At 68.2% G+C, this 26,059-nt stretch carries 29 protein-coding genes and 1 pseudogene; 8 read left to right on the top strand and 22 right to left on the bottom strand.

From position 1 onward, the window contains the following. Positions 1-33: 33 nt before the first annotated feature. Positions 34-519 (bottom strand): 2-C-methyl-D-erythritol 2,4-cyclodiphosphate synthase, encoded by a 486-nt coding sequence (ispF, locus tag AU187_RS24060; protein ID WP_059101663.1) that lies wholly within the window; start codon positions 517-519, stop codon positions 34-36. Between the two features lie 17 nt (positions 520-536). Then, entirely contained in the window at positions 537-1,025 is a 489-nt protein-coding gene (gene carD, locus AU187_RS24055; protein ID WP_003888533.1) for an RNA polymerase-binding transcription factor CarD, read from the bottom strand. A gap of 340 nt (positions 1,026-1,365) precedes the next feature. On the opposite strand from carD, the gene AU187_RS24050 reads away from it, so the two are divergent. From AU187_RS24050 to disA, 3 genes are all read left to right on the top strand, one after another. Next, positions 1,366-1,932, top strand: a complete 567-nt coding sequence (locus AU187_RS24050) for a copper chaperone PCu(A)C domain-containing protein (protein WP_059101664.1) — start codon at positions 1,366-1,368, stop codon at positions 1,930-1,932. 75 nt (positions 1,933-2,007) lie between these two features. After that, complete coding sequence (gene radA, locus AU187_RS24045; RefSeq protein WP_059101665.1) at positions 2,008-3,408, top strand: DNA repair protein RadA; 1,401 nt, start codon at positions 2,008-2,010, stop codon at positions 3,406-3,408. Positions 3,409-3,438: 30 nt separating this feature from the next. Then, a complete protein-coding gene (gene disA, locus AU187_RS24040; RefSeq protein ID WP_059101666.1) occupies positions 3,439-4,557 on the top strand; it encodes a DNA integrity scanning diadenylate cyclase DisA in 1,119 nt (372 codons plus the stop codon). 14 nt (positions 4,558-4,571) lie between these two features. On the opposite strand, the gene AU187_RS24035 is transcribed toward disA, so the two are convergent. Both AU187_RS24035 and AU187_RS24030 read right to left on the bottom strand, forming a co-directional pair. Continuing rightward, positions 4,572-5,342, bottom strand: coding sequence for a hypothetical protein (locus tag AU187_RS24035; RefSeq protein ID WP_059101667.1), 771 nt, complete (start codon positions 5,340-5,342; stop codon positions 4,572-4,574). 59 nt (positions 5,343-5,401) lie between these two features. Continuing rightward, positions 5,402-6,022 (bottom strand): carbonic anhydrase, encoded by a 621-nt coding sequence (locus AU187_RS24030; RefSeq protein WP_059101668.1) that lies wholly within the window; start codon positions 6,020-6,022, stop codon positions 5,402-5,404. Between AU187_RS24030 and AU187_RS24025 the strand changes: the two genes are divergently transcribed. Beyond that, positions 6,021-6,956 (top strand): HhH-GPD family protein, encoded by a 936-nt coding sequence (locus AU187_RS24025; RefSeq protein ID WP_059101669.1) that lies wholly within the window; start codon positions 6,021-6,023, stop codon positions 6,954-6,956. The genes AU187_RS24030 and AU187_RS24025 overlap by 2 nt on opposite strands. On the opposite strand, the gene AU187_RS24020 is transcribed toward AU187_RS24025, so the two are convergent. Then, entirely contained in the window at positions 6,893-7,879 is a 987-nt protein-coding gene (locus tag AU187_RS24020) for a GlxA family transcriptional regulator (RefSeq protein WP_059101670.1), read from the bottom strand. The two genes, AU187_RS24025 and AU187_RS24020, sit on opposite strands and share 64 nt — an antisense overlap. Positions 7,880-7,950: 71 nt before the next feature. On the opposite strand from AU187_RS24020, the gene AU187_RS24015 reads away from it, so the two are divergent. Next, positions 7,951-8,205: a hypothetical protein gene (locus AU187_RS24015; RefSeq protein ID WP_059101671.1), complete on the top strand. Its 255-nt coding sequence runs from the start codon at positions 7,951-7,953 to the stop codon at positions 8,203-8,205. Here the strand turns inward: AU187_RS24015 and AU187_RS24010 are convergent. Next, a complete protein-coding gene (locus AU187_RS24010) occupies positions 8,179-8,973 on the bottom strand; it encodes an alpha/beta fold hydrolase (RefSeq protein ID WP_059101840.1) in 795 nt (264 codons plus the stop codon). The two genes, AU187_RS24015 and AU187_RS24010, sit on opposite strands and share 27 nt — an antisense overlap. A 55-nt stretch (positions 8,974-9,028) precedes the next feature. Between AU187_RS24010 and mhuD the strand changes: the two genes are divergently transcribed. Both mhuD and AU187_RS24000 read left to right on the top strand, forming a co-directional pair. Continuing rightward, on the top strand, positions 9,029-9,352 hold the full coding sequence (gene mhuD, locus AU187_RS24005) for a mycobilin-forming heme oxygenase MhuD (RefSeq protein ID WP_059101672.1): 324 nt from the start codon (positions 9,029-9,031) through the stop codon (positions 9,350-9,352). Next, positions 9,333-10,703, top strand: a complete 1,371-nt coding sequence (locus AU187_RS24000) for a serine hydrolase (RefSeq protein ID WP_197413460.1) — start codon at positions 9,333-9,335, stop codon at positions 10,701-10,703. The genes mhuD and AU187_RS24000 overlap by 20 nt, the downstream gene beginning before the upstream one ends. Here AU187_RS24000 and AU187_RS23995 read toward each other — a convergent pair. The 6 genes from AU187_RS23995 to lysS form a co-directional block, all read right to left on the bottom strand. Next, the gene (locus tag AU187_RS23995; RefSeq protein ID WP_059101674.1) at positions 10,700-11,251 is read right to left on the bottom strand and encodes a histidine phosphatase family protein; all 552 of its coding nucleotides are present in this window, start codon (positions 11,249-11,251) and stop codon (positions 10,700-10,702) included. The two genes, AU187_RS24000 and AU187_RS23995, sit on opposite strands and share 4 nt — an antisense overlap. Continuing rightward, positions 11,248-12,045: a CbtA family protein gene (locus AU187_RS23990; protein WP_059167444.1), complete on the bottom strand. Its 798-nt coding sequence runs from the start codon at positions 12,043-12,045 to the stop codon at positions 11,248-11,250. Before AU187_RS23990 ends, AU187_RS23995 begins: the two co-directional genes overlap by 4 nt. A 21-nt stretch (positions 12,046-12,066) precedes the next feature. Further along, a complete protein-coding gene (locus AU187_RS23985) occupies positions 12,067-12,282 on the bottom strand; it encodes a CbtB domain-containing protein (protein WP_059101676.1) in 216 nt (71 codons plus the stop codon). A gap of 322 nt (positions 12,283-12,604) precedes the next feature. Next, positions 12,605-15,148 (bottom strand): ATP-dependent protease ATP-binding subunit ClpC, encoded by a 2,544-nt coding sequence (gene clpC1 / locus AU187_RS23980; protein ID WP_059101677.1) that lies wholly within the window; start codon positions 15,146-15,148, stop codon positions 12,605-12,607. Between the two features lie 271 nt (positions 15,149-15,419). Continuing rightward, positions 15,420-15,761, bottom strand: coding sequence for a histone-like nucleoid-structuring protein Lsr2 (lsr2, locus tag AU187_RS23975; protein ID WP_059101678.1), 342 nt, complete (start codon positions 15,759-15,761; stop codon positions 15,420-15,422). A gap of 112 nt (positions 15,762-15,873) precedes the next feature. Beyond that, on the bottom strand, positions 15,874-17,406 hold the full coding sequence (gene lysS / locus AU187_RS23970; RefSeq protein ID WP_059101679.1) for a lysine--tRNA ligase: 1,533 nt from the start codon (positions 17,404-17,406) through the stop codon (positions 15,874-15,876). Between the two features lie 23 nt (positions 17,407-17,429). Here lysS and AU187_RS23965 point away from each other — a divergent pair, with 23 nt between their 5' ends. Beyond that, on the top strand, positions 17,430-18,662 hold the full coding sequence (locus AU187_RS23965; protein ID WP_059101680.1) for an alanine racemase: 1,233 nt from the start codon (positions 17,430-17,432) through the stop codon (positions 18,660-18,662). Here the strand turns inward: AU187_RS23965 and AU187_RS23960 are convergent. From AU187_RS23960 to folE, 10 genes and pseudogenes are all read right to left on the bottom strand, one after another. After that, the gene (locus AU187_RS23960; protein WP_059101681.1) at positions 18,659-19,474 is read right to left on the bottom strand and encodes a type III pantothenate kinase; all 816 of its coding nucleotides are present in this window, start codon (positions 19,472-19,474) and stop codon (positions 18,659-18,661) included. The two genes, AU187_RS23965 and AU187_RS23960, sit on opposite strands and share 4 nt — an antisense overlap. Before the next feature lie 4 nt (positions 19,475-19,478). Beyond that, positions 19,479-19,886 carry an aspartate 1-decarboxylase gene (gene panD / locus AU187_RS23955; protein ID WP_059101682.1) on the bottom strand — a complete coding sequence of 136 codons (408 nt, stop codon included), beginning with the start codon at positions 19,884-19,886 and terminating at the stop codon, positions 19,479-19,481. Further along, the gene (gene panC, locus AU187_RS23950; RefSeq protein WP_059101683.1) at positions 19,886-20,818 is read right to left on the bottom strand and encodes a pantoate--beta-alanine ligase; all 933 of its coding nucleotides are present in this window, start codon (positions 20,816-20,818) and stop codon (positions 19,886-19,888) included. Before panC ends, panD begins: the two co-directional genes overlap by 1 nt. Next, complete coding sequence (locus AU187_RS23945; RefSeq protein WP_059101684.1) at positions 20,815-21,780, bottom strand: Rossmann-like and DUF2520 domain-containing protein; 966 nt, start codon at positions 21,778-21,780, stop codon at positions 20,815-20,817. The genes panC and AU187_RS23945 overlap by 4 nt, the downstream gene beginning before the upstream one ends. Before the next feature lie 89 nt (positions 21,781-21,869). Then, positions 21,870-23,189 (bottom strand): DUF6779 domain-containing protein, encoded by a 1,320-nt coding sequence (locus AU187_RS23940; protein WP_059101685.1) that lies wholly within the window; start codon positions 23,187-23,189, stop codon positions 21,870-21,872. A gap of 78 nt (positions 23,190-23,267) precedes the next feature. Further along, complete coding sequence (locus AU187_RS23935) at positions 23,268-23,744, bottom strand: DUF3180 domain-containing protein (RefSeq protein WP_059101686.1); 477 nt, start codon at positions 23,742-23,744, stop codon at positions 23,268-23,270. Further along, entirely contained in the window at positions 23,744-24,256 is a 513-nt protein-coding gene (gene folK / locus AU187_RS23930; RefSeq protein WP_059101687.1) for a 2-amino-4-hydroxy-6-hydroxymethyldihydropteridine diphosphokinase, read from the bottom strand. Before folK ends, AU187_RS23935 begins: the two co-directional genes overlap by 1 nt. Further along, positions 24,253-24,615: a dihydroneopterin aldolase gene (gene folB / locus AU187_RS23925; RefSeq protein ID WP_502687794.1), complete on the bottom strand. Its 363-nt coding sequence runs from the start codon at positions 24,613-24,615 to the stop codon at positions 24,253-24,255. Before folB ends, folK begins: the two co-directional genes overlap by 4 nt. Next, positions 24,607-25,447: pseudogene (folP, locus tag AU187_RS23920) on the bottom strand (dihydropteroate synthase); the annotation flags it as partial. The pseudogene folP and the gene folB, both read right to left, overlap by 9 nt. Next, positions 25,444-26,052: a GTP cyclohydrolase I FolE gene (gene folE, locus AU187_RS23915; RefSeq protein ID WP_059101690.1), complete on the bottom strand. Its 609-nt coding sequence runs from the start codon at positions 26,050-26,052 to the stop codon at positions 25,444-25,446. The pseudogene folP and the gene folE, both read right to left, overlap by 4 nt. Between the last annotated feature and the right edge of the window lie 7 nt (positions 26,053-26,059).

The raw sequence follows: 26,059 nt of genomic DNA, 5'->3' as shown, positions 1-26,059 counted from the left end.
TTCGCTCCACTCACGACCGGCCAGCTTACCGGCCTATTCGGGCTTCACCACCAACGCGGTCGCGATCGCGGCGAGACCCTCGCCGCGGCCGGTCAGGCCAAGCCCGTCGGTGGTGGTCGCGCTCACCGACACCGGGGCGTCGAGCAATCCGGACAGAAGTTCCTGCGCCTCGCCACGCCGCGGGCCGACCTTGGGCCGATTGCCGATGACCTGTACGGCCGCGTTGACTATGTGAAAACCCTGCCCGGCGACCAGCTGACGGACGTGACGCAACATGTCCGCGCCGCTGGCGTCCCGCCACTCGGCACGGCCGGTGCCGAAGACTTCGCCGAGATCGCCGAGGCCGGCTGCCGACAGAAGCGCATCGCACAGGGCGTGCGCCGCCACATCGCCATCGGAATGGCCGGCGCAGCCGTCGGCGTCATCGAACAGCAGGCACAACAACCAGCACGGCCGCCCGACCTGGATGGGGTGCACGTCGGTGCCGAGCCCGACTCGGGGCAGGCCCGCCGCCGACATCAGCGAGTACGCAGCCTTCAGGAGGCGGCGGCGAGTGCCTCGTCGAGAATGGTCGCGGCCTTCTCGTCGTCGGTGTTCTCGGCAAGCGCGAGCTCGCCCACCAGGATCTGCCGCGCCTTGGCCAGCATCCGCTTCTCCCCCGCAGACAGGCCACGCTCCTGATCGCGTCGCCACAAGTCGCGGACGACTTCGGCGACCTTGTTCACGTCACCTGAAGCCAACTTCTCGAGATTGGCCTTGTACCGCCGCGACCAGTTGGTCGGCTCCTCGGTATGGGGGGCGCGGAGCACCTGGAAAACCTTGTCCAGGCCCTCCTGTCCGACGACGTCGCGCACCCCGACATACTCTGCGTTCTCGGCGGGCACTCGAACCGTGAGGTCGCCTTGGGCGACCTTCAAGACGAGGTATTCCTTCTGCTCACCTTTTATGGTCCGGGTTTCGATCGCTTCGATCAACGCAGCACCGTGGTGGGGATAAACAACGGTGTCTCCGACCTTGAAAATCATCAGTTTCGAGCCCCTTTCACACATCAATGCTAGCACGGGGCCGAGTCGGGGGTGCACCAACGGTGCAGGTCAGGGGCACCTCAGGAGAACGCCAGGGGTTGACACGACGGCGAATCCATGCATGGCTCCGGGCTCTGATCGGTGTCTCGTCGGCGCCCCGGCGGTAGCCGCCGCAGAGCCCTGAACACGCAGTTACCGATCTTGACGGGTGGCTGTGGCGAGAGTTTTCCCCGCCCACTCGGCCCTCAGCTACCGCCCGCTGCGAGCACCTACTACTGTGCATAGTCGAATCCCCGCGGCCGGACGCATCGGTCGCCCGACGGTCGAGCAGGAGGCAAGAGTGGACCGCTTCAAACTGGCCGCCTGTGGGCTGGCTGCCGCCGTCGCACTCGTTGGCTGCAGTTCCGGTCAGGTTTCGCAGATGACGTTGCAGGAACCGGCCGTCAACGGCACCAGCGCCGACCTCGGCGCGATCGCGTTGCGCAACGTGCACCTGCGGGCCGAGCAAGTGAGCGATTACGTCCAGCCGGGCAAAGAGGTGGAGCTGATCTTCCAGGCGTCCAACGCCTCGCCCGACACGGCGGACAAGCTGGTTTCGGTCACCTCCGACATCGGCAAGGTGACACTGACCGGTGACACCACGCTGCCGGCCGGCGGCGCGCTCACCGTCGGCGCGCCCGACGGACAGATCACCCCATTGGAGAGCGTCGAGGCGGCCGAAGCCGCCGAGGCGAAGGTGACGTTGTCCAAGCCGATCACCAACGGGCTGACGTACGACTTCACGTTCAAGTTCCAGAAGGCCGGCGAAACCACCGTGCCGGTGCCGATCTCGGCGGGCGAGGCGCCGCGGCGTGTGGACGCTTCCGAAGCGGGCGACACGGCCGGCGGTCACGGCGGCGGGCACTGAGCGAAGTCGGCGACACGGCGGCTCAGCACTGAGTTTCTGTCGGTTTCTGTCGGCGGCGCCGGTTACCGTCACAGCGTGGCCAAAGGTGGCGTCAATGCTCGTTCGCAGTACCGCTGCTCCGAATGCCACCACATCACCCTCAAGTGGGTCGGTCGCTGCCCGGAGTGCGGCACCTGGGGCACGGTCGACGAGGTAGCCGTCCTCTCCGCCGTGGCCGGAGCGGGCGCGCGACGTTCGGTCGCACCCTCCTCCCCGGCCGTGCCGATCACCTCCATCGATCCCGGCCGCACCCGCCACTTCCACACCGGTGTCACCGAATTCGACCGGGTGCTCGGCGGCGGCCTGGTTCCCGGCTCGGTGACGCTGCTGGCCGGCGACCCCGGCGTCGGCAAGTCGACGCTGCTGCTGGAGGTCGCGCACCGATGGGCCGCGGCCGGTAGGCGCGCGCTGTACCTCTCGGGTGAGGAGTCCGCAGGCCAGATCCGGATGCGGGCCGAACGCACCGGATGCACCCACGACGAGGTCTACCTGGCCGCCGAATCGGACCTCGCGACGGCGCTCGGGCACATCGACGAAGTGCAGCCCAGCCTGGTGGTGGTCGACTCGGTGCAGACGATGTCCAGCACCGAGGCCGACGGTGTCACCGGCGGCGTCACCCAGGTGCGGGCGGTCACCACCGCGCTGACGTCCTACGCCAAGGCCGCCCGATCCCGGGGCGTCGCGATGATCCTCGTCGGTCACGTCACCAAGGACGGCGCGATCGCGGGGCCCCGCTCACTGGAGCACCTGGTCGATGTCGTCCTGCACTTCGAAGGTGATCGCGCGTCGTCGCTGCGGATGGTCCGCGGTATCAAGAACCGGTTCGGCGCCGCCGACGAGGTGGGCTGCTTCCTGTTGCACGACAACGGAATAGAGGGGGTCGCCGACCCTTCGGCCCTGTTCCGCGACCAACGCCCCAAACCCGTTGCGGGCACCGCGATCACGGTCGCTCTCGACGGTAAGCGTCCCTTGATCGGTGAGGTGCAGGCGCTGATCGGGCCACCCGCGAACGGGACTCCGCGGCGGGCGGTCAGCGGTATCGACGCGTCACGCGCTGCGATGATCACCGCGGTGCTCGACAGGCACGCGGGCCTGGCAGTGGGCACGCGCGACATCTACCTGTCCACTGTGGGCGGGATGCGGTTGACCGATCCATCGACGGATCTCGCGGTCGCGGTGGCCATCGCGTCGTCGACGATGAACCTGCCCATGCCGGCCGAGGCGGTCGCGATCGGCGAGGTCGGCCTGGCGGGTGACCTGCGCCGGGTCACGTGCATGGACCGTCGACTGGCCGAGGCGGCGCGGCTCGGCTTCACCTCGGCGGTGATACCGCCGGGCGTCACGTCCGTTCCTGCGGGCCTGCGCGCGATCACCGCCGACGACATCGGTTCGGCGTTGCGGGTTTTACGCGAAATCAGCAAAGATCAGCGAAGATAGTGCAATGGCGGCCGAACCTAGGGAGGGGCGATGGCCGTGAAGGCGGGCGGCAGATCGGGCCGCACCGTAGTGCCGTTGGCCCGGCCGACGCTGCGCGAGACCATTGCCCGGCTGGCGCCCGGAACCGCGCTGCGCGACGGTCTCGAGCGCATCCTGCGCGGGCGCACCGGCGCGCTGATCCTGGTCGGCTACGACGACAGCGTCGAGGCGATCTGCGACGGTGGGTTCTCCCTCGACGTCCGCTATGCGCCGACGCGGCTTCGCGAGCTGTCCAAGATGGACGGCGCCGTGGTGCTCTCCAGCGACGGCAGCCGCATTCTGCGGGCCAACGTGCAACTCGTCCCCGATCCGTCGATCCCCACCGAGGAATCGGGGACCCGGCACCGCTCCGCCGAGCGCGCCGCGATCCAGACCGGCTATCCGGTGATCTCGGTGAGCCATTCGATGAGCATCGTGACCGTGTACGTGGCCGGCGAACGTCACGTGATCCCCGACTCGGCGACCATCCTGTCGCGCGCCAACCAGACCATCGACACCCTCGAGCGTTACAAGACGCGCCTCGACGAGGTCAGCAGGCAGCTCTCGACGGCCGAGATCGAAGACTTCGTGACGTTGCGCGACGTGATGACCGTGGTGCAGCGGCTCGAGATGGTTCGTCGCATCAGCCTCGAAATCGACTCGTATGTAGTCGAACTCGGCACTGACGGCCGTCAGCTCAAGCTGCAACTCGAGGAGCTGGTGGGCGACAACGACACCGCCCGCGAGCTGATCGTGCGCGACTACCACGCGAATCCCGACCCGCCGTCGGCGGCGCAGGTGAGCGCCACGCTCGAGGAACTCGACGGCCTCTCCGACAACGAGCTGCTCGACTTCACCACGCTGGCAAGGGTTTTCGGCTATCCGTCGACGATCGAGGCGCAGGATTCGGCGATGAGCTCACGCGGCTACCGCGCGATGGCCGGGATTCCGCGCCTGCAGTTCGCGCACGTCGACCTGCTGGTGCGGTCGTTCGGCTCGCTGCAGGGCCTGCTGGCGGCCAGCGCAGGCGATCTGCAGTCGGTCGAGGGCATCGGCTCGATGTGGGCGCGCCACATCCGGGAAGGCCTGTCGCAGTTGGCCGAGTCGACGATCGCCGACCGGCTGGCCTAGAGGTCTACTGCGGCTCAGCCCGCGGGTGCGGGTGCGGGTCCCGGCGGCGGCGCGGCACCGTTGCCGTGCACCGGCGACTGGGGCGCGGCGAGGATGAACGGCACCGTCGCCGACCGCAGATTGCCCAACTGCACGACCAGGTTGTACGTGCCTGGTCCGATGGGTTGCCGCGGCAGCGGGCAGCCCGGCGCGGAGCCCATGCCCGTCCAGGTGACCTCCGTCGTCACCTGCTCGCCGGGCTGAAATGCCTTGACCAGCGTTTCGTTCGACGGCGCACAGTCGAGGTTGGACCAGAGCCGGGTGTTGTCCAGCGAGTACACGTAGGCCGCCAGCACCGCGGCGCCGACGTCGCGTTTGCAGCCGACCAGCCCGATGTTGGTGACGACCATCGTGAACTTCGGCTGATCACCCACGACGTACTGCGGTTGGTTGGTGATGCCCTTGACGGCGAGCGTCGAATCAGGGCAATCGTCGCCCTCGTTGAGGAGCGGCGGCGGCACCACGGCCGCGGTCGGCGTCGCCGTCGGGGGCGGCGCGTCCTGCGCCGGCGGCATCACCGGCGTCTTGACTTCGGGATTCTCCCCCGGCAGCGGGGTTGGCGCGGCCGCCGCGGTGGACGCAGACTTCTCCGCGTTCTCGCTGTCGGTGCCCCCGGCGCTCTTCACGACCACGACCACGATGGCCGCGATCACGCCGATCACGAGTACCGCTATGCCCAGCGCGAGTGCCCTGCGACGCCAGTAAATCTGCGTCGGTAGCGGGCCATGCGGTTCCAGATCCAGCACAAGTTCAAGGTAAGGCCAGGTCACGTCTTATCGCCCGAGGTGACCCGGCGTGTCGCCGCTTAGGCTTCGCCGATGTCGCCCAAGTGGTTCCGCAGCGCCACCCGACCGTCGGCCAGGTGATAGGTCAGCCCGACGATCGCCAGGTCACCCGCCGCGACCCGTTCGGCGATGGCCGTGGAACGGGCCATCAACTGCGTTCCGGTCTCCGTCACGTGTCGCGCCTCGAACTCGTCGACCCTGGTCAATCCCTCACGCCGGCCCGCGAGGATCGACGGCGTGACCCGCTCGACGATGTCACGAACATAGCCGCCGGGCACCACGCCGTCGTCGAGCGCGGAAATCGTTGCTTTCACGGCGCCGCAGCTGTCGTGACCGAGTACAGCGATGAGCGGCACGTTGAGCACCGAGACCGCGAACTCGATGGAACCGAGCACGGCGGTGTCGATGACGTGGCCGGCGGTGCGGACCACGAACATGTCGCCCAGACCCTGGTCGAAGATGAGTTCGGCCGCCACCCGGCTGTCCCCGCACCCGAACACAACCGCCGTGGGGTGTTGCGCCGCGGCGAGGCTCGCGCGGTGTTCGACGCTCTGGCTCGGATGTACGGGCTTACCGGCGACGAAGCGCTCGTTACCCTCTTTGAGTGCTTTCCATGCGGTCACTGGGCTGGTGTTCGGCATGACCGACATTGTGCCTCAGCTGCTCGATTGGTTTGACCGCGGGCAGCGCGACCTACCTTGGCGCAGACCTGAGGTCACGCCGTGGCAGATCCTGGTCAGCGAGTTCATGCTGCAACAGACGCCGGTCGCCCGGGTCGAGCCGATATGGCTTGCGTGGGTGCGGCGTTGGCCCACACCGTCGGCGACCGCGGCGGCCGGTGCCGCCGACGTGTTGCGGGCGTGGGGCAAGCTGGGCTACCCGCGCCGCGCCAAGCGGTTGCATGAGTGCGCGACGGTGATCGCAGCCGAGTACGACGACGTGGTGCCGTCCGACGTCGAGACGCTGTTGACGCTGCCGGGTGTCGGCGCGTACACGGCGCGCGCGATCGCCTGCTTCGCCTACCACCAACGGGTGCCGGTCGTCGACACCAACGTTCGTCGCGTCGTCGCCAGGGTGGTGCACGGTCGGGCCGACGCACCGGCATCGTCGTCGCCGCGTGACCTCGCCGACGTGGAGGCTCTGCTTCCCGACGACGAACTGGCGCCGAAGTTTTCGATCGCACTGATGGAGCTGGGCGCGACGGTGTGTACCGCGCGGGCGCCGCGGTGCGGGGTGTGCCCGCTGGACGTGTGCGCGTGGCGTTCGCGCGGCTTCCCTCCGTCGACGGCGCCGGCGCGCCGCGCGCAGCGCTATGCGGGCACCGACCGGCAGGTGCGCGGCCGTCTGTTGGATGTATTGCGCGGCAACGACTCTCCGGTCACCCGCAGGCAGCTCGATGCGGTTTGGTTGTCCGATACCGCCCAACGCGACCGGGCACTGGATTCGCTGTTGGTCGACGGCCTCATCGAACAGACAGCCGACGGCCGGTTCGCGCTGGCCGGCGAAGGCGCTCAGGCGGTGGCCGCCGATTCCCCGTTGGATTCCTCTGTGTTACAAGCGAACCTGCGGCGGTAGTCCGACGGTGTCACTCCGATGATCCTGCGGAAGTGGTGGCGCAGCAGCGTCGCGGTGCCGAAGCCGCTGCGTTCGGCGATCCGGTCGACATCGAGATCCGTCTCCTCCAACAGGGTGCGCGCGTACAGGACACGTTGATCGGTGACCCATTGCATCGGCGTCCGACCGGTCTCTTCTACGAATCGGCGTGCGAACGTGCGCGCCGACATGTGCGCACGGGCGGCCAACGTGGCGACCGTGTGCGGTTTGTCCAGATTGCCCAGGATCCAATCGAGGTGCGGTGCAAAGCGTTCCGAACATCGCACCGGGATCGGCTGGTCGATGTACTGGCGTTGACCGCCGTCGCGTTGCGGCGGAACCACCATTCGGCGGGCGATCTTGTTGGTCACCTCGCTGCCGAGTTCGCGTCGGACCAGATGCAGGCACGCGTCGATTCCCGCCGCGGTGCCCGCACTGGTGATCAGATTGCCGTCGTCGACGAACAACACGTTGCGGTCGACTTTGGCGGTGGGGTACTTCTGGGCGAGTTCGTCGGCGTGCATCCAGTGCGTGGTGCAGGGCCTGCCGTCGAGCAGCCCCGCGGCACCCGCGACGAACGCACCCGAGCACACGGTGAGGATGATCGACCCGGCGTCGGCGGCGGCGCGCACGGCGGCCAGCGCCTCGGGCAGGTACTCCGATCCGCCGATCGCCGGGATCGCGACGAGGTCGGCGCCGACGAGGTCGTCGAGGCCGTGTTCGGGTGTGATCGTCGCCCCGACGGAGGTGCTGACCGGTCTGCCGGGTTGGGGTCCGCAGATCTTGAAGTCGAAATTGGGCACGCCGTCGGCGGAGCGGTCGATTCCGAAGACCTCGCAGATCACGCCGAACTCGAAAATCGCTAGACCGTCGAGCACCAGCGTCGATACGCTCTTTATCGCCATGGCAGCATTTTATCTCAATATGTCATTCCTGCCACTGGTGGCTGGATATGTCTCGGCGAAAGATTACTGCCATGACCACTGCACTGACACTCCTGCTTCTGGCATCCCCGTTCGCGGTGGCCGCGGCGTTCGGTTGGGTCGCCCACCGCTCGGGCGTCCTGCGGCTGCACCCTGACCAGTTCCGCGTCGCGGCGCCGATGGCGGGCCGGCTCTTCGAGGACGACCGCGACCTGCTGCGCATCGAGCATGATCTCGACGCGATCCGCACCCGGTTCGAGCGCGCGTCGGGCTGGTCCTCCTCAGCCGCCCTCGGGAAGCGCCGATAGGAACGACTCGACCGCCTGCCGGTAGGCCTGCGGTGCGTCGTCGTGCACGAGGTGACCTGCGCCGGGCACACGCAGATACGTCGTCCGGTGGCCGGTCTGCGCCATCTCAGCCATCTGAGCCATCTGGCCTTCAGGTGTGACGGAGTTGCCCGCCTCGAGAAGCAGCGCCGGTACGCGCACCGCTTCCCACTCGCGCCAGTAGTCGCGGGTGCCCCACTCGGCGGCGATTTCGATCCACACCTTGGGCTCACCGTGTAACCGCCAGCCGGTCGCTGTGCGGTCGAATGCCTCCAGAAAGTACTGGCCGGCCACCGGTCCGAACTCGTCGTAAACCCGTTGCGCGGAGTCGAATTCGATCGGCAGCGCGTGCAGCCACGGCTCCCACGGCCCGGTGGTGCGGCCGCGGAAGTCCGGTGCCATGTCCTCGACGACCAACGCCTCCACCAAGTCGGGTCGCGTCGCGGCCAGGCACCAGGAGTGCAGGCCGCCCATCGAATGCCCGATCAGGACGCTGGGCCTGCCGATTGTCGCCACCGCGTCGCCGAGTTCTTCGACGAACCTTTCGGTGCTGATCGGGCCGGCCTCGTCGACGTCACGGCCCCGGTGCCACGGCGCGTCGTAGGTATAGACATCGCCCAGCTGAGTCAGCCACGGGAGCTGGCGAGTCCACGTGCTGCCCCGCCCCATCAGGCCGTGCACGAGGACCAGCGGGCGGCCCCTACCACCGCGACGGGTCAGGTGGGCCCACTCGCGTGCTGGGGACGGCATGGGAGACATCATCGTGCCTCGGGATGCGCGCAGTGCATTCGGTAGCCTTTAGCGCATGCCCAGCCAGAACCCCGTGGTGAAGATCAACGCAATCGAGGTCCCGCCCGACGCCGGTCCCGAACTGGAGAAGCGGTTCGCACACCGCGCCCATGCCGTCGACAACCAGCCCGGCTTCCTCGGCTTTCAGCTTCTGCGCCCCGTCAAGGGCGAGAACCGCTACTTCGTGGTGACGCAGTGGGAGTCCGAGGAAGCTTTCCAAGCCTGGGCCACGGGCCCGGCCATCGAAGCGCACAAAGGCCAGCAGGCCAACCCGGTCGCCACCGGTGCGTCGCTGCTCGAGTTCGAGGTCGTCCTCGACGTTGCGGGTGCCACTCACTAGGGGCAGGCGTACCGCGCGCCGCGCGCTCGGGCTGACGGTCGCAGTCTCCGTCGTCGTCGCGCTCGCCGGTTGCTCGAAGGTCCACACCCCACCGGCCGACGCCGCATACGGCACGCCGATCGAGATCAACACGCCGCAGGGTCTGCGGGCCAAGCAGACCCTGGACATGCTCAACTCCGACTGGCCGATCGGCCCGGTGGGGGTGCGCACGCTGGCGGTTCCCGAGAAGGTCGACGACATCGCGTTCAAGCTCGACCGGATCTGGTGGGACCGGCCGTTCACCGTCACCGACGTGGAGATCGGCGCCGGCCAAGCCAAGGTGGGTGTGCTGACGTCTTATGGCGTCGCACAGGAAATCGACCTGAGCACCAACGGCGCCGGCATGGTCGACGGGTTGGACGTGTCGCTACGGCCGCCGGTCATCGACGAATGGGCTGATGTCGATGCCGAGCTGACCAAGTCGGGCGCGCGATATTCGTATCAGGTGTCGAAGGTGGAAGCGAACCGGTGCGAGGTGGTGGCCGGGACCAACACCGAACTGTCGCTGCCGTTGGCGTCGATATTCAAACTCTATGTGCTGCTTGCGGTTGCCGACGCAGTGAAGGCCGGCACGCTCGCGTGGACCGACACGTTGACCATCACGAAGCGAGCCAAGGCGGTCGGATCGGCCGGTCTCGAAGAACTGCCGCCCGGCGCCCGAGTGTCGGTGAGAACTGCTGCGCAGCAGATGATTTCGGCGAGCGACAATATGGCCACCGATCTGCTGATCGCGCGCCTCGGTCCCGGTGCGGTGGAGCGGGCGCTGGTCGCGGCGGGCCATCACGACCCGGGCAGCATGACGCCGTTCCCGACCATGCACGAGATGTTCTCGGTCGGTTGGGGTCGACCGGACCTGCGCGAACAGTGGCAGCAGGCGGTCGAACAAGGCAAGCCGCAGGCTCGTGCGCAACTGCTGAAGCAGACGAATTCGCGCCCCTACGAACCGGATCCACAACGCACGCACACCCCGGCGTCGAACTTCGGCGCGGAGTGGTACGGCAGCGCCGCCGACATCTGCCGCGTGCACATCGCCCTGCAGGCGGCCGCTGTCGGCGAGGCCGCACCCGTCAAGGACATCCTCGCCGCGATTCCCGGCATCGATCTGGACCGGTCCAAGTGGGACTACATCGGCGCCAAGGGCGGAAACCTGCCGGGCGACCTGACGTTCAGCTGGTATGCCGTCGACCACACCGGCCAGCCGTGGGTCGTCAGCTTCCAGTTGAACTGGCCCAGGTACCGCAGCCCGACGGCCGCGGGTTGGCTGTTGTCGATCGTGCGCCAGGCCTTTCGCCTGGAGCCGCTGAGCGGTTAGCGGTTCGACCGGAGCGTCCACGCGTGCCCGCGAAAGTGCATCACCGTGCGGCTGACCGGCGCAACGTCGATGCGCCAGAACGACTTTGCGGGCGCATCGAGCGCCACCAGAATGGCCGCCCGGATCACCGCCGGGTGCGTCACCACGACGATCCTGCTGCGGACCGTCGTCAGCGACTCCATCCAGTCGCGCACCCGCTCGACCAGGTCGACGACCGATTCGCCGCCGTGCGGTGCCCGCGTCGGGTCGGTCAACCAGACCGCCAGATCGGCCGGTCGCACCCCACCGAGGACGTCACCGCGCCATCGCCCGCAGTCGAGATCGGCCAGCCGACTGTCGACCTCGGCCTGCAGACCGAGCAGTTCGGCGGTCTGCCTGGTGCGCTTCTCAGGTCCGCAGAACGCGGCATCTGCGACACCCAGGTCGATGGACGCGTCGACCTGCCGGTGGCCGATCGGGCTCAACGGCTCGTCGGTCGGGAATCGTCCGGCCGACATCGCGTCCGTCAACGCATGCGACACGAGCGTCAGCCGAACGACCTCGCTCACAAACGAACGCTCTCCCGCCGCTTCTCGCCGAGCAGCCGCGCGGCCATCGCGCCGAACGCCAGGGCGATCGTCGTGTAGATGACGACCTGTGTGCCGAGAGAAAACAGCCGGAACTCGTAGAGCACGTCGGCCGGGAAGCCCTCGTAGACGATGGTGCCCGCATCGTCGCGCAGCGGCCCGGGCGTTTCGTGGATGGCCGGCAGCACCAGCATCAGCACCGCGACCGCAACGACGTAGGACCCCGCAGCGGCCAACGTCGCGTTCCATGCGCCCAGCCGGTCAGCCAACCGCCTACCCAGATACACCGCGCCGACCAGCAGCGCCGCGGACAACACCACCATCAGCAGGTACAGCAGCGTGCGCTGGCGGATCGTCTCGTCCAGGCTGAGCGCCGGTGGGCTCGCCGGATACTTCAGCGAAGGGACGATGTAGAGGCTCAACAACATTCCGCCGGCCACGTACACCGACAGCAGCCGCGCCGAGACGTCGCCGACGCGCCCGTAGGCCACCGCGAAGACCACCGCGAACAACGCGGCGATCGCGACACTGAAGGCCAGCACACCCAAGCCCATGCCGATGTTGGCCTGCACGACACGGTCGAACCCGCCCCCGTCACCGTGGCTGTGGCCGCCGTGCGCGTGGCCTGCCATCGCTTCGTGCGCGGCGCCGACGCCCTCCTCGTAACCGATCGCCCGCTCGATGACTGGTTCGACGAAGATGCGGGCGAAGACGAACGCGAACAGTCCGGCCAGGGCGCCGGCGAGCAGGCCGCGCCCGATGATCTGCTTTTCCATTGTCTTCGGTGTGCCGTGCGCTCAGTGGCAGGGGAAGCCGAGCAGGTGGCGGGCGTCATGCACGAACTCGTGGATGACGGTGCTGTTGCCGAACACCGACGTCGCACCCTGATCCATGCCGACGAAGTAGAGCACCAAGAGCGCGAAGAACGCGGTGAACGTCAACCACATCACCGCCTTGGTCGCCGAGAAGTCCAGCGCGGGCGCAACGCTCTTACGGGCCTCGGGAGAGGTCATGTCGGTGTCCTTTCCGGGATTTCGCGTCCCAGTTCCCGCACGACGAGCCGTGCATCGGGTCGAGCTGACGGCGAACGTCGGGTCTGACTTGACACAGTGGCGCGACCGTTCTGGATTCTCACCAGATTCCTTCGCCCGCCGATTACATCGCACATCCTAAACGGATTGCGCCGGCCGTGAGCGCCGGACCAGAAAAGGCTTCTTCGCCGAGTGCACGCTGTGCGTACGGTTTTACGGGTTTCGCGTACACCGACCGTACTTTCGGCGGTCCATGAGAACGGGCGGCCACCCGGGTAGGGTGACCGCCCGCTTCCAGCGTGAATTACTCGGCCGCGCTGGCCGCTCCGGCCGCACCGGCCTGAGCAAGGTCGGGCTCGGCCACCGGAGCCGGTTTCTTGGTTCCCTTGAACGTGAACACCGCATCCTCGCCGGCGCCTTCGCCGTCCCAGTTCTCGACATCGACAGTGACGAGCTGGCCCGGGCCGATCTCGTCGAACAGGATCTTCTCCGACAGCTGGTCCTCGATCTCGCGCTGGATGGTGCGCCGCAGCGGCCGCGCGCCGAGCACCGGATCGAAGCCGCGCTTGGCGAGCAGTGCCTTGGCCATGTCCGTCAGCTCCAGCGTCATGTCCTTGGCCTTGAGCTGGTTGGACACCCGGCCGATCATCAGGTCGACCATGCGGATGATCTCGTCGCGAGTCAGCTGGTGGAAGACGATGATGTCGTCGATGCGGTTCAGGAACTCTGGGCGGAAATGCTTCTTCAGCTCGTCGTTGACCTTCTGCTTCATGCGCTCGTAGTTGTTCTCGCCGCCACCCGGGCTGAAGCCCAGTCCGACCGCCTTGCTGATGTCGGACGTGCCGAGGTTCGAGGTGAAGATCAGCACGGTGTTCTTGAAGTCGACCGTGCGGCCCTGGCCGTCGGTGAGGCGGCCGTCCTCGAGGACCTGCAACAGGCTGTTGTAGATCTCCTGGTGCGCCTTCTCGATCTCGTCGAACAGCACGACGCTGAACGGCTTGCGGCGCACCTTCTCGGTGAGCTGGCCGCCCTCCTCGTAGCCGACGTAGCCCGGAGGGGCACCGAACAGCCGCGAGGCGGTGAAGCGGTCGTGGAACTCGCCCATGTCGATCTGGATGAGCGCGTCGTCGTCGCCGAACAGGAAGTTGGCCAGCGCCTTGGACAGCTCGGTCTTACCGACACCAGATGGGCCGGCGAAGATGAACGAACCGGACGGGCGCTTGGGGTCCTTCAGCCCGGCGCGGGTGCGGCGGATCGCCTTCGAGACCGCCTTGACGGCGTCCTCCTGGCCGATGATCCGCTTGTGCAGCTCCTCCTCCATGCGCAGCAGCCGAGTGGTCTCCTCCTCGGTCAGCTTGAACACGGGGATGCCGGTCCAGTTGCCCAACACCTCGGCGATCTGCTCGTCGTCGACCTCGGCGACGACGTCGAGATCACCTGAGCGCCACTGCTTCTCCCGCTCGGCGCGCTGGGCGACCAGCTGCTTCTCCTTGTCGCGCAGGCTCGCCGCCTTCTCGAAGTCCTGCGCGTCGATCGCGGACTCCTTCTCCCGGCGCGCATCGGCGATCTTCTCGTCGAACTCGCGCAGGTCTGGCGGCGCGGTCATCCGGCGGATGCGCATCCGGGCGCCGGCCTCGTCGATCAGGTCGATCGCCTTGTCCGGCAGGAACCGGTCGTTGATGTAGCGGTCGGCCAGCGTGGCGGCCGCGACCATCGCCGAATCGGTGATCGAGACGCGGTGGTGCGCCTCGTACCGGTCGCGCAGACCTTTGAGGATCTCGATGGTGTGCTCGACCGTCGGCTCACCGACCTGAACCGGCTGGAACCGGCGCTCGAGGGCGGCGTCCTTCTCGATGTACTTGCGGTACTCGTCGAGCGTGGTGGCGCCGATGGTCTGCAGCTCCCCGCGGGCCAGCTTCGGCTTGAGGATGCTGGCCGCGTCGATCGCACCCTCGGCGGCGCCCGCACCCACGAGCGTGTGCAGCTCGTCGATGAACAGGATGATGTCGCCGCGGGTGTTGATCTCCTTGAGGACCTTCTTCAGGCGTTCCTCGAAATCACCGCGATACCTCGAGCCCGCGACCAGCGAGCCGAGGTCGAGCGTGTAGAGCTGCTTGTCCTTCAGCGTCTCGGGGACCTCGCCGTGCACGATGGCCTGGGCCAGGCCTTCGACGACGGCGGTCTTGCCGACGCCGGGCTCGCCGATCAGCACGGGGTTGTTCTTGGTGCGGCGGCTCAGCACCTGCATGACCCGCTCGATTTCCTTCTCGCGGCCGATGACCGGGTCGAGCTTGCCCTCCATCGCGGCGGCGGTCAGGTTGCGCCCGAACTGGTCGAGCACCAGCGAGGTCGACGGGTTGCCGGCCTCACCGCCGCGGCCGCCGGTGCCGGCCTCCGCGGTCTCCTTGCCCTGATAGCCGCTCAGCAGCTGGATGACCTGCTGGCGCACGCGCGTCAGCTCGGCGCCGAGCTTGACCAGCACCTGGGCGGCGACGCCCTCTCCCTCACGGATCAGGCCGAGCAGGATGTGCTCGGTGCCGATGTAGTTGTGGCCGAGCTGCAGCGCCTCGCGCAGGCTCAGCTCCAGCACCTTCTTGGCGCGCGGGGTGAACGGAATGTGGCCGGACGGCGCCTGCTGGCCCTGGCCGATGATCTCCTCGACCTGGCTGCGCACGCCCTCGAGCGAGATGCCCAGCGACTCCAGTGACTTGGCCGCTACACCTTCGCCCTCGTGAATGAGTCCCAACAGGATGTGCTCGGTTCCGATGTAGTTGTGGTTGAGCATCCGGGCCTCTTCTTGAGCCAGGACGACGACCCTGCGGGCACGGTCGGTGAATCTCTCGAACATCGGTGGTTACCTGCTCTCCATCAATAGGTCGGTGCCATGCGCCTCGAAGGCTCCGAGCGACGCACCGCACCTGCCGTCCACTCTAATGGGCGGCTCGCCCCGATGCCCCGCCCGCCGGTCAGCTCTGCGCGGACAACGGCATCAATGCGTATCGGGTCGAATACCCGACGCTACCGAGTAGCAACGCGTCGACGGGGGGATTCGTTTCCCGATCGAGCCGCAGCAGGTTCGCGGCTAGCGAACGGGCTGGAGAACTCCCCGGACTCCCCGGCTACGTCGCCGCGTGGAAGGCGTCGATCACGTCGGCGGGTATGCGGCCGCGGGTCGAGACATTGTGGCCGTTGCGCCGCGCCCACTCCCGGATGGCCGCACTCTGCTCACGGTCGATGGCCGCGCGCCCGCGTCCCGACCCTGCGGAACGGCCGCGTCGACGGCCGCCCACCCGCCGGCCGGCCTCGACCCACTGCTTCAGGTCATTCCGCAACTTCGCGGCATTCTTCGAAGAAAGGTCGATCTCGTAGCTCACCCCGTCGAGGCCGAATTCAACCGTCTCGTCAGCCGCACCTTCGCCGTCGAAATCATCGACCAACGTAACGGTAACTTTCTTCGCCATTTTTCCCACACGCCCTTCTGCGCGATCACCGGATCGCGGTTAAGTCCTCGAACCCCGGCACCAATGTGCCATATGTGTGTGCCCCCTTCAACATAATCAGAATAGACGGTGTTCAGTTCCCGTGACGCCGAACAATCGGAAACAAAACTGTCTCCCGAATCGACAGTCCCGTCAATGCCATCAACAACCTATCGATGCCCATTCCGGTGCCCGTGGATGGCGGCATTGCATACTCCATGGCGGCGAGAAAATCTTCGTCGAGAGCCATTGCCTCGTCGTCGCCGGCGGCCGCCGCCTTGGCCTGGGCTTCGAACCTTTCCCGTTGGATTACCGGGTCGACCAGCTCGGAATACCCGGTGGCCAACTCGAAGCGCCGGATGTAGAGATCCCATTTCTCGGTGACGCCCGGAATGCTGCGGTGTTCGCGCGTCAGGGGGGTCGTCTCGACGGGAAAGTCGCGGACGAAGGTCGGTGCCCACAGCGTGTTGCCGACGGTGTGCTCCCAAAGCTCCTCGACCAATTTCCCGTGCCCGTAACCGCGATCACGCGGAATCTCGACACCGAGCCGATCCGCGATCTTCCATAACCGTTCGGCCGCCGTTTCGGGAGTGATGTCTTCGCCCAGTGCTTCGGATAGCGACGGATACATTTCGATGGACTGCCATTCGCCGTCCAGATCGTAGACTGTGCCATCAGGCAATGGCACGTTTCGCGTTCCGATCGCCTCATCGGCAACCTCTTGAATAAGCTCTCGGATCATGACTGCGGAATCGTCGTAGGTTCCGTATGCCTGATATGTCTCGAGCATCGCGAATTCCGGTGAATGTGTGGAATCTGCGCCTTCGTTTCGGAACACCCGATTCAGCTCGAAGACGCGCTCGAATCCGCCGACCATCGCCCGCTTGAGAAACAGTTCGGGCGCGATGCGAAGGTACAGGTCCGCGTCCAGCGCGTTGGAGTGCGTCACGAAAGGCCGGGCCGCTGCGCCGCCGGCGAGCGTCTGCAGCATCGGTGTTTCGACTTCGAGGAAACCGCGCCGTTCCAGCGCCGACCGCAGCGCCCGCACCACTGCGACTCGCTGACGGGCAATGGCACGGGCCTCGGGCCGCACGATCAGGTCGATGTAGCGTTGCCGCACCCGCGACTCTTCGCTCATCTCCTTGTGCGCGACCGGCAGTGGCCGCAAGGCTTTCGAAACAATTCGCCAGGAATCGGCCAGCACGGAGAGTTCGCCGCGCCGGGAGCTGATCACTTCGCCGTGGACGAACACGATGTCGCCGAGGTCGACGTCGGCTTTCCACGCGTCCAGCGATTCCTGTCCGACCTTGTTGAAGCTGACCATCGCCTGCAGCTGGGTGCCGTCGCCCTCCTGAAGGGTGGCAAAACAGAGCTTGCCGGAGTTCCGGGCGAACATCACGCGGCCGGCGACCCCGACGATCTGGCCGGTCTCGGTGTCGGCGGCCAGGTCGGGATAGGCCTGGCGGATCTCGGCCAGGGTGTGGGTGCGCGCAACCTCGACCGGGTACGGGTCCCGCCCCTCGACGAGCAGTCGCTCACGCTTGGCCTGACGGATCCGGTACTGCTCCGGAATGTCGGCCTCGGATGCCGCTGCCGGTGCGGTGCGGGGCGAGTCAGGTTCGGTCACGTCGTGCCAGCTTAAATGAACCCATGACGGCCCCGATCAGCGCAGCGGCCGTGGCCGCGCTGGCCGACGAACCGCTGGACTGGCGGTTCAAGGGGCTGCCCGCCGCCTGGTGGGGCCGCACGGTCGAGGAAATCTGTGGGCGCAGGCCCGATCTGTTCGCCGACGGCGCCATCGGCCCGGTCTGCGTCCTGCGGGCCGAGGCGGTGGCACACAACATCACGACCATGGCGCGGTGGTGTGCCGCGCACGGAGTGCAGTTGGCTCCGCACGGCAAGACGCACATGGCGCCGCAGCTGCTGGCCCGTCAGCTCGAGGCCGGAGCCTGCGCGGTCACCGCCGCCACCGTCAGCCAGGTGCGGGTGTTCCGGGCGTTCGGGGTGCGTGACGTGATCCTGGCCAACGAGCTCGTCGACGAGGCCGGGTTGCGCTGGCTCGGCGGCGAGCTCGATGCCGATCCGGCCTTCAACGTGACGTGCTGGGTGGACTCGGTCCGAGGGGTGGAGTCGATGGCGTCGGCGTTGGCCGCCGCCGGCACGGTCCGCCCGGTGGATGTGTGCGTCGAGGTCGGCATGCCGGGCGGGCGCACCGGTTGCCGTGACCGCGACACCGTCGACGCGGTGGCCCACGCGGTCGCCGCCTCGGATCGGTTGCGGCTCGTCGGAGTGGCCGGATACGAGGCCGCCCTCGGCCACGGGCTGGAGACGATAGGCGCGGTCACGTCGCACCTGACGGATGTGCGCGCCGCGGTGCTGCGGTTGGCGCCGCTCTTCGAGACCGACGTCGTGCTCGCCACCGCCGGCGGCAGCACATACTTCGATGCGGTGGCCGAGGCCCTGACCGGCTGGCCCGCCGGGCTGTCGGTGCGCGTGATCCTGCGCAGCGGCTGCTACCTCACCCACGACGACGGCCTGTACCGGCGGACGTCGCCGCTGCGCGACGCGCTGCGGCCCGCGCTCAGCGTCTGGGCGCAGGTGATGTCGCGCCCGCAACCCGATTTGGCGCTGTTGACGATGGGCCGCCGAGACGTGTCGTTCGACCAGGATCTGCCGGTGCCGCGACGGTTGCCGGCCAGCAGCGTCACCAAGCTCAACGATCAGCACGCGTACCTTCGTCTGGAGGGCGGCGACTCCGTCGATGTCGGCGATTGGGTGGAGTTCGGGATCTCCCATCCCTGCACGGTGTTCGACAAGTGGCCGATGATCCCGATGCTCGACGAGGCGGACCGCGTCGTCGACCTGATCCGCACGTTCTTCTAGCGGGCTTGTTTGAGGCGGCCGCGTTGGTTGTCGCGGTTGCGCTCGAATACCAATCGCAGGCCGTCGAGGGTGAGGTGCTCGTCGTAATGCTGAACGGTCCGCATGTCCGGCAGCACCAGCGGCGCGGTGTGTCCGGTCGCGACCACGGCAACGTCGGTGCCCGAGAAGCCGTCGACGTCGTCGCGGATGCGTTGCACCAGCCCGTCGACCAGCCCCGCGAACCCGAACACCGCACCGGCCTGCATGCATTCGACGGTGTTCTTGCCGATGACCGATCGTGGCCGGGTCAGCTCGATGCGCCGCAGTGCCGCCGACCGGGCCGCCGCCGCGTCGGAGGACACCTCGACACCAGGAGCTATCGCACCGCCGAGGAATTCGCCTTTCGCCGACACGACGTCGACGCAGATCGACGAGCCGAAGTCGACCACGATCGCAGCTGTGCCGTACTTGTGGTATGCGGCAAGGCAATTCACGATGCGGTCGGCGCCGACCTCTTTGGGGTTGTCCACAAGTAGCGGAATGCCGGTGCGCACCCCGGGCTCGATCAGCACGTGTGGCACCGTCGGCCAGTACTGCCCCAACATCTCGCGCAGCTCGTGCATCACCGAGGGGACGGTCGACAGGCCGGCGGCCCCGGTCAGATGTTCGGAGTCGTCACCGATTAGGCCGTCGATGGTCAGCGCGAGTTCGTCGGCGGTCACCTCGGATTCGGTGCGGATCCGCCACTGCTGAACGACTTTCGCATGATCTCCCGAGCCCGATACCAACCCCACGACGGTGTGGGTGTTGCGGACGTCGATCGCAAGTAACACGCGACTACCGTGGCGACATCAGTTCGGCCGCGTCGGCCGGTACGAACGCAGGGTCGTGTCCCAGGTCGATCTGCTTGTTGTCGGCGTCGACGAACACGATCCGAGGTTGGTAAGCACGGGCCTCCGCGTCCTCCATGGTGCCGTAGGCGATCAGGATCACCAGGTCGCCGGGATGCACGAGATGCGCTGCCGCGCCGTTGATCCCGATCACCCCGCTGCCGCGTTCGCCGGTGATCGCGTACGTCACCAGCCGCGCACCGTTGTCGATGTCGACGATGGTCACCTGCTCACCTTCGAGCAGGTCGGCGGCGTCCATCAGGTCCGCGTCGATGGTCACCGATCCGACGTAGTGCAGGTCGGCTTGCGTGACCGTGGCACGGTGGATCTTCGATTTGAGCATTGTTCGTAACATCAATTCCTCCAAGGGAGTTCGTGTTCGTCAAAGGCGACATCCGGGCCCGATCCCGACGGGACGCCGATGTCGATGGCGATGTTGTCCAGCAGCCTGGTGCGGCCGAGCCGACCGGCCACCAGCATGCGGGCCGCCCCCACGACGGGCGCGGGGCCCAGCATCGGGTCTCGCACCTGCAGGTAGTCGACCTCGATGGTGGGCACCTCATCGAGTACCGCGCGTGCCGCGTCCAACGCGGCCGCGGCACCTTCGCCCGCCGCGTACATCCCCGCCAACAGCGCCGCGGACAGCGCGCCGGCGTGTTCCCGCTCCTCCTCGTTGAGATAGCGATTGCGCGACGACATCGCCAGGCCGTCGGCCTCCCGCACGATCGGCACGCCGACGATCTGCGTGTCGACGTCGAGGTCGACGACCATCTGCCTGATCAGCGCCAACTGCTGGTAGTCCTTCTCCCCGAAGTAGGCGCGGTCGGGATGGACGATGTTGAGGAGTTTGAGCACGACTGTCAGCACTCCCGCGAAATGCTCGGGCCGAGAGGACCCTTCGAGGTCCGATCCGAGCGGGCCGGGATGGACGGCGGTGCGGGTGCCGTTCGGGTACATGTCTGCGACGGTCGGTGTGAACGCGATCTCGACACCCTCGTCGCGCAGCGCGGCCAGGTCGTCGTCGAGGCTTCGCGGATACGCGTCGAGGTCTTCGCCCTCGCCGAACTGCAGCGGGTTGACGAAGATCGACACCACCACGACGGCGCCCTGAACCCGCTTGGCGGCGCGGATCAGCGTGAGATGACCCTCGTGCAGGGCGCCCATCGTCGGCACCAGCACCACCCGGCGACCGGTGTTGCGCAACGCCCTCGTGACGGCCGAGACGTCGCGCGGGTTCGAATAGACGTTCAATTCGCCCGCGGTGAACTGAGGTTTGCTTCCGATCATCGGCCCGTCCCCAGCTGACGCGTGGACGCGCCCCGGCCGACGCTGGGTTCCGCTGCGAGCACAGCGAATACCTCGTCGGGGGCGTGCGCACGCTGGGCGGTGCGCAGAGAATTCGCCCGATAAGCCTGCGCCATTTCGGGATCCACCTCTGTCAACGCCTCCAGATGTGTCGCGACCGCGGCCGCGTCGCCGCGCGCCACGGGTCCGGTCAGCGCCGCCTGCCCGCGGTGCAGCGCGTTCTCCAGAGAGGCGCGCGCCAGCGGACCGATCACCCGCTCCGCGATGCCACCCGGCGCGTCGCCGACCAGTTCCTGACCCAACAGTTCCTGACCCCGCAGCGCGGACCGCAGCGCTTCGACCGCGTCGAGCAGCACGGTGACCACGTGGTTGCCGCCGTGCGCGAGGGCGGCGTGATACAGCGCGCGCGCGTCCTCACGGACCCGGAACGGCTCGCCGCCGATCTCGAGCACCAGCGACTGGGCGATCGCATAGGCGACTTCGTCGGCGGCGGTCACGCCGAAGCAGGTGTCGGGCAGCCGTTCGATGTCCTCGTCGGTCCCGGTGAACGTCATCGCCGGGTGGATCGCCAGCGGGATGCAACCCTGCTCGGCCAGCGGTGCCAGCACGCCTATGCCGTTGGCGCCGGAGGTGTGCGCGACGATCGTGCCCGCCCGTACCGACCCGGTCGCGGCCAAACCGGACACCAGGTCCGCGAGCACGGCGTCGGGCACCGCAATCAGCAGGAGTTCGGCGCGCCTTGCGACCTCGTCGACCGGGAGCACCGCCGTATCGGGCAACCTGCGATGCGCGCGGTCGCGTGACGCGCGCGAGATCGCGCTGCACGCCACCACGACATGCTCGGCGCGCTCGAGGGCTACGCCCAGCGCCGAACCGACGCGACCTGCGGAAATGATGCCGACAGTGAGCCGCGCCGGACGGAATCCGCCAGGTGGGGTCCCCATGAGAACCACGAAGCCGACCTCGCTGAGAGTTGATGTGTGTTCGTTCCGGTCCTGCGGTGCGGGTACCGGACGGTCGATACGAGGTTAGCTCACTCCTCGCGGCGGCGCCGACGCCCACCCGGCGTCGGGCTCGCTTGCAGCCGGGCCAGCAGTTCGGCGACTGACTGACCGGCGGTGTCGGTGTCGTCAGCGCCGCGGTGTCGCGACCGTTCGGCGGCCCGCGCCGACGGGGGCTCGGAAGCCTGCTGCGCCGGTTCGGCGGCCAGCGTGGGGGCGGCTGGGCGGCCGGGATCTCCGGCGTCCGGCGGGGCGGAATGCCTGCCGCGCCGCGGTCCTGGCGTCGGCGTCGACATGGCGGGCTGCACGCCCGTCCCCTCGGCCGCGTCCTGCGCGGGTTCGGGGGCGCGCCGCCTGCCGACGTATTCGTCCGCCTCTCCGTTGATGCTCGACGACACCCAGTTGCTGCCCGGGCTTCCCGGCGGAAGCCACAGGCCGTCGGCGGGCGCGGGCTGCCACTCGGCCGCCGCCGCCGGCTGCGGTTCCGGTGTCGGCGCCGGCTCCGGTGCAGGTGTAGGGGTCGGTGCCGGTGGCGGAGGAGGGGGCGCGGACGCAGCCGGCGCGACGGGTTCCGGTCGCGGCGGCGGTTGCGGGACGGGCTCGGGCTGCGGCGGCGGCTGCGGCGGCTGTGGCGTCGGAGCAACCCACGGGAAGGATTCCTCCGCCGGGCGGCGGACCCGCTCGTCGTCGAATGATCTGCGGTGCGCCCCAGCGGTTTCCGACGACGACGCCCAACCGAAGTCGTGTTGCGGTTCGGCGGGCACGTCGATGATCGGGCTTTCCTCGGTGCGCTCGTCGACGTGCGGCCGGTACGGCTCGAACGGGCCGGCCGTCACCCGCCCGGTGGTTTCCGAGTCGCGTGCCCAGTCGCTGTAGGCGCGGACGGTGGTGCGTTCGGTCTCGATCGCGGGACGGTGGGACAGATCGGCGTCGAACAGGATCTCCAGGTTGGCCCGCAGCGCGGCCAGCTCCGCCCGCAGCCCCGCCACCTCGTCGGCGGCCTGGGCGCGCACTTCGGAGGCGAGTTCGCGGCGCAGTTGCGACTCCAGCGACAGCTCGTATTCGCGGCGCGCCGAGATCTCACGGTCCAACTGCAGGTCGTAGACCAGCTTGAGGTCGCGCACCTTGGCCTGGTCGATATCGCTCTGCCGTCGGTAGATGACCGATACGAACGCCGCGACAACCGCAGCCCACAGCGCGAGTATGACGGCCAGCTTGAGCAGCTCCGCCCGGTTGGTGAACACCAAGGCGGAACTCGCCGCGATCGCCAGCACCAGCAACGCGGTCAACAGCATCCAACCCGGCCTGCGGCCGCCGCGCCGAGACCGGGCGCTGCGGGTCGGATCGGTCATGGGGGCGACTGTACCCGCCACAGGTCACTCCGCGTGTCGACCTTCGCGGCGATTCGACCGCGCGCCCGCGGAAGTCGGCTATTCCGTTGCCCCGTCGGGCTTCTCCGGCGGCTCCCCGGGAGACTTGCAGCAATGCTGCAACCACAGCGCAGCAACGACCAGCGCCAGCGCGCACCCCGCCGCCACTGCGGTGCCCGCGGTGTCGTCGGCCGCAACGCGCAAAGTCGAGCGGCGCGGAAGCAGGTAGATGAGCACGGCCGACCACCACCCCAGCACCAGCGCCCCGACCCAAGCCGAGGCCTTGGCGATCACCACCGACCTCGCCACCGCGAGGGGGTCCAACCGGCCGGACCCGACGCCGATCTCGCCGTCGCGGACCTTGGCGCGGACATGGAACGCCCAGCCCGCTTCGGCGATCGCGACCACCAGCAGCGATATGCCGGTCCACAGCGTGATCGGCGGAAACCACCGGTACAACGCGAGTACGAGCAAATAGCCCACAACGGCGGTGCACACCGCCGCCACGACGAGGTCCCGCCAGCGGGTCGGCCCCATCAGCTCAGCACCAGGTCGGTACGGCGAACGCCGTCGCGTTCGGTCGCGTCGAGCGCCGCGAGCAGCTCGTCCACCCGGTGCGCCCGCCCCGCCACGGTCAACACGGCGTCCGGTTCGATCGCGAGCCAGGGCACGAGCACGAAGGCACGCTGATGGGCCCGCGGGTGCGGCAGCGTCAGCTCCGCATCGCATGAGACCAGCTCGGCGCCGTCGGCGTGGCAGGTGACGATGTCGACGTCGAGGGTGCGCGGCCCCCAACGTTGCGTGCGCACCCGGTCGGCGGACCGCTCGAGCTCGTGCGCGCGCTGTAACCATCCGCGGCCGTCGAGTCCGGGGGCGTCAGCGATCACCACCGCGTTGAGGAACGGGTCCTGGTCGACACCACCCCACGGGGCGGTCTCGTACACCGGCGACGCTGCGCGCACCGCGTCGCCGAGCCCGTCCACGACCGAGCGCAACATGGCCAGCCGGTCGCCGAGGTTCGACCCGATCGAGAGAACTGCGCGGGTCAACGGACACCGCCCTGGCCGCGGCGTGATCGACGGGCCACCACCGCGACGTCGGCGAACGTCAGCGGGATCGGCGCCGCCGGCTTGTGCAGGACGACCTCGACGGCGTGCACGCGGTCGTCGGTCATGACGCCGTCGGCGATCTCGCCGGCCACCGCCTCGATCAGGTCGCGCGGCGGGCCGCCCACGATGTCGGCCGCCCGTTGCGCCAGCGCGCCGTAGTCCAGGGTGTCGGCCAGGTCGTCGCTGGCCGCTGCAGCGGCGAGATCCAGCCAGACCGTGATGTCGACGACGAACTCCTGGCCGTCGCGGCGCTCGTGCGCGTAGACGCCGTGGTGGCCGCGAACCCGTAAGCCGCGCAACTCGATTCGGTCAGCCATGCAGCCACGCCTCCAGCACCTTGATGGCATCCACCGAGGCGCGCACGTCGTGTACTCGCACGCCCCAGGCGCCGTGCAGACCGGCGAGCGCCGAAATCACCGCGGTCGCGGTCTCGCGGCCGTCCGGCGACCGCGGTCGGCCATCGGGATCCGCCAGCAGCGTGCCGAGAAAGCGTTTGCGCGACGCGCCGACCAGCACCGGGATGCCGGTCGCGACGAACTCGGGCAGCGCGCGCAGCAGCGCCCAGTTGTGTTCGCCGGTCTTGGCGAAGCCCAGACCCGGATCGATGACGATCCTGGCCGGGTCGACGCCCGCGGCCACCGCGGCGTCCACGCTGGCGAGCAGTTCGGTGCGAACCTCTTCGACCACGTCCCGGTAGACGGGAACCTCGTGAGGCCGGTCCGCGCCGACCGAGCGCCAATGCATCAGCACCCAGGGCACTTTCGCGTCGGCGAGCAATGCAGCCATGTTCGGGTCGGCGCGGCCGCCGGACACGTCGTTGACGATCTGCGCGCCGTTCTCCAGCGCCGCCCGCGCGACGTCGGCGTGCATGGTGTCGATGCTGACGGTGACGCCTTGTGCGGCGAGTTCGCTGATGACCGGTGTCACCCGCGACTTCTCGACATCGGGCTCGATGCGGACGGCGCCGGGACGGGTGGACTCACCGCCGACATCGACGATCGCCGCGCCCTGGGCGACCAACTCGAGGCCGTGCTCGACGGCGCGGTCACGGTCGAGGAACAAGCCTCCGTCGGAGAAGGAGTCGTCGGTGACGTTCACGACCCCCATGACGCGCACCTTGGTCTGGTTCATCTGCGCAGGATCAGGTCCAGCGCCTCGGCCCTCGATGCCGCATCGACCTTGAACTGGCCACGCACCGCCGACGTGGTCGTCACCGCGCCCGGCTTGCGTACGCCGCGTATGGACATGCACAGGTGCTCGGCCTCCACCACGACGATCACCCCGCGCGGATCCAGTTTGCGCATCATCGCGTCGGCGATCTGCCCGGTGAGCCGTTCCTGCACCTGCGGTCGTTTGGCGTAGAGATCGACGAGCCGGGCGATCTTGGACAACCCGGTGACGCGGCCGTCGTCACCCGGGATGTAGCCCACGTGCGCGACGCCGTGGAATGACACCAGATGATGTTCGCAAGTCGAGTACATCGGGATCTGCTTGACGAGCACCAGTTCGTCGTGCTGCTCGTCAAAGGTGGTGTCCAGCACCGAGTCCGGGTCGATGTAGAGCCCGGCGAACAGCTCCTTGTACGCCCGCGCCACCCGCGTCGGCGTCGACTCCAGCCCATGCCGGTCGGGGTCCTCTCCGACGGCGAGCAGAAGCTCGCGCACCGCAGCCTCCGCACGCGGCTGATCGAACTTCGCGGGGCTGAAGGTGACAGAGTTGTGCTGCGACTGCGCCAATGGAGCC

Source organism: Mycobacterium sp. IS-1556 (assembly GCF_001499985.1).
Classification (GTDB): domain Bacteria; phylum Actinomycetota; class Actinomycetes; order Mycobacteriales; family Mycobacteriaceae; genus Mycobacterium.
The sequence above is the reverse complement of the archived record's forward strand: the minus strand, read 5'-3'. Positions and strand labels throughout refer to the sequence as shown.

Excerpts from the sequence above, each read along its gene's own strand:
- AU187_RS24020 (WP_059101670.1), bottom strand. The coding sequence starts at position 7,879 with ATGGCGATAAAGAGCGTATCGACGCTGGTGCTCGACGGTCTAGCGATT.
- AU187_RS23965 (WP_059101680.1), top strand. The coding sequence starts at position 17,430 with ATGACGGCCCCGATCAGCGCAGCGGCCGTGGCCGCGCTGGCCGACGAA.
- mhuD (WP_059101672.1), top strand. The coding sequence starts at position 9,029 with ATGCCCAGCCAGAACCCCGTGGTGAAGATCAACGCAATCGAGGTCCCG.
- AU187_RS23945 (WP_059101684.1), bottom strand. The coding sequence starts at position 21,780 with ATGGGGACCCCACCTGGCGGATTCCGTCCGGCGCGGCTCACTGTCGGC.
- AU187_RS23940 (WP_059101685.1), bottom strand. The coding sequence starts at position 23,189 with ATGACCGATCCGACCCGCAGCGCCCGGTCTCGGCGCGGCGGCCGCAGG.
- panD (WP_059101682.1), bottom strand. The coding sequence starts at position 19,886 with ATGTTACGAACAATGCTCAAATCGAAGATCCACCGTGCCACGGTCACG.
- AU187_RS24025 (WP_059101669.1), top strand. The coding sequence starts at position 6,021 with ATGACCGACATTGTGCCTCAGCTGCTCGATTGGTTTGACCGCGGGCAG.
- AU187_RS23985 (WP_059101676.1), bottom strand. The coding sequence starts at position 12,282 with ATGACCTCTCCCGAGGCCCGTAAGAGCGTTGCGCCCGCGCTGGACTTC.
- disA (WP_059101666.1), top strand. The coding sequence starts at position 3,439 with ATGGCCGTGAAGGCGGGCGGCAGATCGGGCCGCACCGTAGTGCCGTTG.
- carD (WP_003888533.1), bottom strand. The coding sequence starts at position 1,025 with ATGATTTTCAAGGTCGGAGACACCGTTGTTTATCCCCACCACGGTGCT.
- clpC1 (WP_059101677.1), bottom strand. The coding sequence starts at position 15,148 with ATGTTCGAGAGATTCACCGACCGTGCCCGCAGGGTCGTCGTCCTGGCT.
- panC (WP_059101683.1), bottom strand. The coding sequence starts at position 20,818 with ATGATCGGAAGCAAACCTCAGTTCACCGCGGGCGAATTGAACGTCTAT.
- AU187_RS24010 (WP_059101840.1), bottom strand. The coding sequence starts at position 8,973 with ATGCCGTCCCCAGCACGCGAGTGGGCCCACCTGACCCGTCGCGGTGGT.
- ispF (WP_059101663.1), bottom strand. The coding sequence starts at position 519 with ATGTCGGCGGCGGGCCTGCCCCGAGTCGGGCTCGGCACCGACGTGCAC.
- lsr2 (WP_059101678.1), bottom strand. The coding sequence starts at position 15,761 with ATGGCGAAGAAAGTTACCGTTACGTTGGTCGATGATTTCGACGGCGAA.
- AU187_RS23935 (WP_059101686.1), bottom strand. The coding sequence starts at position 23,744 with ATGGGGCCGACCCGCTGGCGGGACCTCGTCGTGGCGGCGGTGTGCACC.
- AU187_RS24015 (WP_059101671.1), top strand. The coding sequence starts at position 7,951 with ATGACCACTGCACTGACACTCCTGCTTCTGGCATCCCCGTTCGCGGTG.
- AU187_RS23990 (WP_059167444.1), bottom strand. The coding sequence starts at position 12,045 with ATGGAAAAGCAGATCATCGGGCGCGGCCTGCTCGCCGGCGCCCTGGCC.
- AU187_RS24030 (WP_059101668.1), bottom strand. The coding sequence starts at position 6,022 with ATGCCGAACACCAGCCCAGTGACCGCATGGAAAGCACTCAAAGAGGGT.